We start from the raw sequence: 6,660 nt of genomic DNA, 5'->3' as shown, positions 1-6,660 counted from the left end.
CTGGGTGTTGCCAAGCAAGCCGGACACGCCGCCCACTTTTACCCATGCTGGAAGGAAACAATGAAGAGTTGGAGAGGGTTCGTGACGTTAAGTCATTAAAGCAAAACAGCAAGCAAGGCTTTGAATGGCAGGACAAAGCCGTTAAAGAAATTAGCCAATGGCGGCAACAAAACCCACAACTGGATGCCAATCAATACGGTTTTTTTGCCGTCAATATGGCGAGTACAGGCAAAGGTAAAACGTTTTGCCAATGCCAAAATCATGCGTGCATTATCACCCGATGCAGACAGCTTGCGTTATGTATTGGCATTAGGTTTGCGGACTTTAACCTTGCAAACAGGCGACGAATACCGCGAGCGGATTGGTTTAAGGAACAATGAATTGGCGGTGTTGATCGGTTCACGCGCAGTTTTGGAATTACACGACCAAAAAGCACAAGAAAAAAATGACGCAGAACGGGAAGCAACAGGTTCCGAATCCGAAGAAACCTTGCTCGACAATGAACTGTATTTTGAATGTGATTTTCCCGATGATTGGCTAAAAACCACCTTAAAAACTTCAAAAGACCGCCAGTTTTTATACGCACCCGTATTGAGTTGCACGATTGACCATCTGATGGCGGTAACCGAAACCCAACGCGGAGGCCGCTATATTTTGCCGACCTTGCGCTTGATGTCGTCTGATTTGGTGATTGATGAAATTGATGATTTTGATGGTAAAGACCTGATTGCCATCGGGCGGTTGATTCATTTGGCGGGCATGTTAGGCCGAAAGGTCATGATTTCCTCAGCAACCATTCCGCCTGATTTAGCGGAAGGTTTTTACTATGCCTATCAATCCGGTTGGTCAATCTTTGCCACTATGCGCCAACAAAGCAAAAATGTCGGTTGCGCTTGGATAGATGAATTTTTCCAGCCAAGTGACCACGTTGGAAAGCTCAAAAGAAGCTCAAGCAATGGCGGTTTATCAAACGGCCCATCAGAAATTCATCAATAAACGCAATCAACACTTACAAAAGCAAACTGCGAAACGCAAAGCCACCATTTTTGATTGCTCACCCGAACAGGCCAAAGAACAAAACCTCACGATTGAAGACTATTTTGCCCAAATCATACAAGCGGCAATTATTGAAAAACATCAACAGCATCATTTAGTGGATATAGCCACAGGCAAGCACGTCAGTTTTGGCGTGGTGCGGGTTGCCAATATCAAGCCCTGCATTGCCTTGACCCGTAAATTGCTGAATGCAAAGTGGCCTGAAAACACAGAAATCAGGGCAATGGCCTATCACAGCCAGCAAGTGCTGATTATGCGCAACGAACAGGAAAAACATCTGGATTCCGTATTAAAGCGCACTGCCACTAATACAAAGCATACGCTAAACAATCCACAAATACGGGCGCATTTAAAAGCCATCGACGCACCGAATGTGATTTTTATTTTAGTGGCGACACCTGTAGAGGAAGTTGGGCGCGACCATGATTTTGATTGGGCGGTGGTTGAGCCGTCTTCTTACCGTTCATTCATCCAGTTGGCGGGGCGAATCATGCGCCACCGTGAGCTGGCCTCAGCATTGGCAGCTAGCAATATGGCGTTGCTGCAATTCAATCTAAAAGGCTTAAACGGAAAAGACGTGGTTTTTAACCGTCCTGGCTATGAATCCAATGAAAACCGCTTGGTAACACACGACTTAAAACAACTGGTAGACATTGAAGCAATGGCAACGCGCTTAGATGCCACGGCTCGGATTACCAAACCTGAAACCCTGCAACCTAAAAACAGCCTAGTTGATTTAGAGCATCACTGCATCCAGCAATTGTTAACTCATTACAGCCAGCAAGGCCCAGAGTCTTTATCCGGCTGGATTACGTCATGTTGGTGGCTGACGGGCGAGCCGCAACAATACGTCCAATTTAGAAAAGGTACGCCTGAACTGACGTTGTTTTTAATACCTGAGGATGACAGCTTTAAATTTAAAGAGAAAGACAGATGGGGTGAGTGGATTGGTAAAGAGAGTGCTTATGGCATCGTCCACGAAGAACATTTAACCGAGTTAGAAAAACAGCGGTTATGGCTGTGGCGGGATTATCGTGTTTTGTTGGAAAACTCGCCTAAATCGGACTTGCAAGAAGCCGCTCAAGCCTATGGGGAGGCCAATTTCCCTACTTACGGAAAAAATCCAAACGACTTGAAATATAGCTATTCCAGCCAATTCGGCTTACAAGAAACCTGACAGGTTTTGCAAACCTGTCAGGTTTCTTTGGAGGCTTAAAGCTGCCTGTGCGGCAGTGGAACGGACAATACAAAAAAGTATGTAATTTTCTAAGCTGCTTTTTTCAGCAGAATTAATAGTTTACCAAAAAAGCACCATAAAGCCCTTTTCTTTGGAATATAAATTTAAAACAAAAAAGTATGTAATGGTTGTATTATTTTTTATACAAGCTTAAACTTTAATCCATGTCATCGTGAGTCCAAAAAATCTTAAGGAGCCAATATGCTTGACCCTGCAATACAAAACTTTCTGAGTGAACGCAAAGAAAGCTGGTTAAAAAAGAAAATCGACAGCAAAACAACGGCAGAACAAGAACGCGAATTAACGCTAGAAGCCAACGAGTTGTTTGCATTGGCTACTTGGTTGCCCGATGCGGCAAAACGGGCCAAGCAATTATCACTCGTCAGTCATCCGGCAAAATTTAGCCATCCTAGTGCAAAAACCAGTTCCATCATTGCAATTGCTGAAAAAAATGCAGATGGTTTTGTCCGCACAGGCAATACCGCCAATCAATTGGATGTTTTTGGTAATGCCGCCGCAATGGATGTCTATAAATTTCTAAGCCTAGCTTTAGCGGATGGTCAAACCGTTCTCAGCCATTTAGAGCAACAAACATCTACTATCCAACAACAATTTACCTTGCCCAGTGCAAGCTATGCAGAACTAGCCGCTTCCTTATTGACTATAAAATCGACCGATACGGATAAAGCTGTAACCAGCGACATCGTTAAGCAAGTTTATTTTCCTGTTTCAGAAGAGAGCTATCATCTACTTTCGTTGCTAACCCCTTCAAGTTTAATGTTCACACTTAAACAGCGTATCAACATCCTACGTTTTTCTGACGAGGCAAAAGCTGCACGGGAAGCCAAGAAAAAACAACCAGCATTATCACGGCGAACTGGCGGAAATTTATTCATTAACTGTTGTTGGCTTCGGCGGCACCAAACCGCAAAACATCAGCGTCTTAAACAACCAAAACGGCGGCACAGCCTATCTACTCGAATCCCTCCCCCCCATACTGAAAAAACGCAGTATCAATCCACCGAAAAATAATTTTTTCAGCAACAGCTTAAGGCTAAAAGATTTTCAGGAAGATTTTGACCAACTGCACAAACAACTCAGCAGCGACACCAATAATATCCATGTCCGTAATAAGCGCGATTGGCTGATTAAAAACATCATCTATCAAGTCGCCGATAAACTTTGGCAAATCCGCTTTTTAGATGCGGGCTGGTCAACATCCGACAATTATCAAAACCTCTCACCACAGCAAAAAACCTGGCTGGACCAAGCCTACAAAGACACACGGCAACAGCAAACCGATTGGCAAGAAGACATAAAAACCGCGCTGGCACGTTGGCTTTCCAATAGCTACAAAACCACCCAAGGCGATAAAGCCTTATCCATTGACGACGACCGCTACAAACCCCACTTTATCCGCTTAATTGACGAGTGCGAGGCCGCCATATTATGAAAAAACGTCCTGCTCATCCCCTATATTCAAATCCATAACGCCAACGCCTTATCCAGTCCATACACTATTGGCTTTCCTGCCATGACTGCTTGGTTAGGCGCTGTCCATAATTTACAACGCTTGCTTAAACCCCGTGATGATGATTTTGAAGATTTAGCGTTTAAAAGCGTCGGCGTAGTCTGCCACGACATCAAACTGCAAACCTACAAAGGCAACAGCGATTTTGTGTATTCCATAATCGGCACGGGTAATCCGCTAGATAAATCCGGCAATCGACCTTCATTTATTGAAGAAGCCCGCTGCCATTTAACCGTCTCGATCGTTATTGAATACAGCTGTGATTTTGACCAAGATTTAGCGGAACACGTTGACCATCTTGTAAAAGGCAAATTGAAATTTGCAGGCGGCGATGTCATCACCGCCAAACCGTCCGAAACGTTTGAGATTGATTCAGAAAACCAGAAACAGCTCATGACCAAACTCATGCCTGGTTTTTGCCTAATTGAACGCCGTGACTTAATGCAACTGGCAATGGCGAACGGACAAGATGCGATAGATGCTTTACTGGATTACCTAACCATAAAACACACCAGCCAAATTGATGATAAAGACAAAGTAACATGGACAAGTAGCCGCAAAAACAAAGGCTGGATTGTTCCCATTGCCACAGGTTTTCACGGCATCAGCGATTTGGGCAAAGCCGAAAACCAGCGCGACCCCGACACTCCCCACCGTTTTGCCGAAAGTATCATCACCTTAGGCGAATTTAAAATGCCTTATCGCATCGACAACCTAGACAACATGCTTTGGCACACTCACGCCGATTTAGACAATAACCTTTACCTTTGCCAACAAAACCAACCCATTAACCAACAATAAGGAAAACACCCATGGCTAAAAATACCAACATCGCTTCTGTATTGGCTTTTGAAAAAAAACTCGTTCCCTCTGATGGCTTTATGTACGGCACAACCTGGGAAGAACGTAATAAACCCGAATCTAATAAACCGCTGGTTCTGCGCGAAAAATCAGTGCGTGGCACCATTTCCAACCGTCTTAAAGATGCCATTAAAAATGATCCATTAAAACTGAACGCAGCGGTCGAAAACCCAAACTTACAACGGGTTGACAGTTGTGCGTTAGGCGAAGACCAAAACACCTTAAAACTGCATTTCACCCTTAAGGTGTTAAGCGGCGTGCAAAATCCATCCGCCTGCAACAACAAAGCCTTTAACGAAACCTACAGCAAAGCCGCCAATGACTACATTGCCGCCGAAGGTTTTAAAGAACTGGCAAAACGTTACGCCATCAATATCGCCAATGCGCGTTTTTTATGGCGCAACCGTGTAGGTGCGGAAAACATAGAAGTGCAGGTGAAAAAACTCAATCAAGATTCAGAAAAAACCTGGACTTTTGATGCTGTAAAAATGGGCTTGAGTGATTTTGAATCCGTCACTGCTGAAATTGACGAACTGGCAACTGAAATAGCCAGCGCATTATCTGGTAAAAATAATTTAACAGGCGAAAACGTAGATTTTTTACTGCTAGAAATCAAGGCATTTGCCCAAGTAGGCTTTGCCCAAGATGTGTACCCCAGTGAAGAATTGGTGTTAGACAAAAGCACCGCGAAAGATAAAAAAAGCAAAATTCTTTATCACATCAACAACATTGCAGGAATGCACTCGCAAAAAATCGGCAATGCGTTGCGTACCATAGACACATGGTATCCAGTCCCAGAAGGTGAAACCTTATTCCCCATTGCCATAGAACCTTACGGCGCAGTCACCAACTTAGGAAAAGCCTACCGAAACCCAAAAGCCAAAGCCGATTTTTTTACCCTGTTTGATCGCTTCGCCTGTGGTGAAACCTTGGAGAAAAAAGAAGATGAACATTATGTAATGGCAGTATTAGTGCGTGGTGGCGTGTTTGGCGAAAGCGGCAAGGACTAGGCCATGAAGTTCTATTTGGAAATCACTTTATTGCCTAATCCAGAAGTGGGCATCCACTTCCTCTGGTCAAAAGTCTACCAACAAATCCACCTAGGTTTAGTGGAAATACAAGACGACCAAGGCCATGTGCCGATGGGTGTGGCGTTTCCTGAGTATGTGCAGGGCGATAAGCGCAGAGTGTTAGGCGTTAAGTTGCGCTTATTTGCCGAACACGAAGCCACGCTCAGCCAATTTAACGCCAGCCACTGGTTGGCACGACTGAGCGATTATGTGCATTGCACCAGCATCCGTCCTGTGCCGGAAAAGCTCGTCGGCTATGCCACTTACCAACGCGAGCAACCGAAAACCAACAAAGAACGCCTAGCCAGACGTTATGCCAAACGCCACGGCATGGATTTAGCAACCGCCTTGCACAGTGCCGTAGACTTAACGGTCAAACCACCCTCAGGTGAGACTTACAAAGCCCAGCTCCGTTATTGCGATATGACGCAAAAAACCGTCACCACCCCGTTCATTCGCTTACAAAGCCTGAGCGGCGGGCAAAACGTTTTGTCTGTGGATTAAAAAAACTGTAGTCGCTGAGTCGTCGGGGACAACATTCAGCAGTTATGGCCTAAGCGCCACCTCAACCGTCCCTGAGTTTTGAACTTTTTTGTCCGCTGTCGCGCAGGCAGCTTAGAAATGAGTTTTGACCCATTTTTTTTCGCGCTTTTTAAAAATATAGAAAAATCAGTTTGGTTGTGTAGCCGTGTTTTTAGAATGGTTAAAACATTCAAAATTCCTGTATACTGCTACACGACTGGCTTTCGGGAGATTGGGAGACAGTTCACTGCCGCACAGGCAGCTTAGAAAAAGACCCGCAATGGTGTATACCGCTTGTTACTCGTTCACTGCCGCACAGGCAGCTTAGAAAGCGTAATTTGTCAAATATGCTCATTACATAAAGTTCACTGCCGCACAGGCAG

7 protein-coding genes and 1 pseudogene are annotated in these 6,660 nt (G+C 44.7%); all 8 read left to right on the top strand.

Features of this window, described 5'->3' with window-relative positions; genetic code table 11:
* Nucleotides 1-120 precede the first annotated feature (120 nt).
* The 8 genes and pseudogenes from VZ94_RS23300 to VZ94_RS32830 all read left to right on the top strand — a co-directional run bounded on the left by VZ94_RS23300 (nt 121) and on the right by VZ94_RS32830 (nt 6,341).
* Nucleotides 121-996 (top strand): P-loop NTPase family protein, encoded by an 876-nt coding sequence (locus VZ94_RS23300; protein ID WP_131655579.1) that lies wholly within the window; start codon nt 121-123, stop codon nt 994-996.
* A complete protein-coding gene (locus VZ94_RS23295; RefSeq protein WP_157844948.1) occupies nt 902-2,233 on the top strand; it encodes a hypothetical protein in 1,332 nt (443 codons plus the stop codon). Before VZ94_RS23300 ends, VZ94_RS23295 begins: the two co-directional genes overlap by 95 nt.
* 261 nt (nt 2,234-2,494) lie before the next feature.
* Nucleotides 2,495-3,142 (top strand): annotated as a pseudogene (locus tag VZ94_RS14975) (type I-F CRISPR-associated protein Csy1); the annotation flags it as partial.
* Complete coding sequence (locus VZ94_RS32835; protein ID WP_082081708.1) at nt 3,111-3,746, top strand: type I-F CRISPR-associated protein Csy1; 636 nt, start codon at nt 3,111-3,113, stop codon at nt 3,744-3,746. The pseudogene VZ94_RS14975 and the gene VZ94_RS32835, both read left to right, overlap by 32 nt.
* Nucleotides 3,747-3,755: 9 nt before the next feature.
* Nucleotides 3,756-4,625 carry a type I-F CRISPR-associated protein Csy2 gene (gene csy2 / locus VZ94_RS14970; protein WP_045779849.1) on the top strand — a complete coding sequence of 290 codons (870 nt, stop codon included), beginning with the start codon at nt 3,756-3,758 and terminating at the stop codon, nt 4,623-4,625.
* Nucleotides 4,626-4,636: 11 nt separating this feature from the next.
* Nucleotides 4,637-5,695: a type I-F CRISPR-associated protein Csy3 gene (gene csy3, locus VZ94_RS14965; RefSeq protein WP_045779848.1), complete on the top strand. Its 1,059-nt coding sequence runs from the start codon at nt 4,637-4,639 to the stop codon at nt 5,693-5,695.
* A 3-nt stretch (nt 5,696-5,698) separates the two neighbouring features.
* Nucleotides 5,699-6,259: a type I-F CRISPR-associated endoribonuclease Cas6/Csy4 gene (gene cas6f, locus VZ94_RS14960; protein WP_109867697.1), complete on the top strand. Its 561-nt coding sequence runs from the start codon at nt 5,699-5,701 to the stop codon at nt 6,257-6,259.
* A complete protein-coding gene (locus VZ94_RS32830) occupies nt 6,249-6,341 on the top strand; it encodes a type I-F CRISPR-associated endoribonuclease Cas6/Csy4 (protein WP_109867698.1) in 93 nt (30 codons plus the stop codon). Before cas6f ends, VZ94_RS32830 begins: the two co-directional genes overlap by 11 nt.
* The last annotated feature ends 319 nt before the right edge of the window (nt 6,342-6,660 follow it).

It is taken from the genome of Methylocucumis oryzae (genome assembly GCF_000963695.1).
In the GTDB taxonomy this organism is placed as follows: Bacteria; Pseudomonadota; Gammaproteobacteria; order Methylococcales; family Methylomonadaceae; genus Methylovulum; species Methylovulum oryzae.
This window is presented reverse-complemented; position numbering and strand designations above follow the sequence as displayed.

Coding starts and splice junctions, on each gene's coding strand:
- csy3 (WP_045779848.1), top strand. CDS start 4,637: ATGGCTAAAAATACCAACATCGCTTCTGTATTGGCTTTTGAAAAAAAA.
- cas6f (WP_109867697.1), top strand. CDS start 5,699: ATGAAGTTCTATTTGGAAATCACTTTATTGCCTAATCCAGAAGTGGGC.
- VZ94_RS23295 (WP_157844948.1), top strand. CDS start 902: ATGAATTTTTCCAGCCAAGTGACCACGTTGGAAAGCTCAAAAGAAGCT.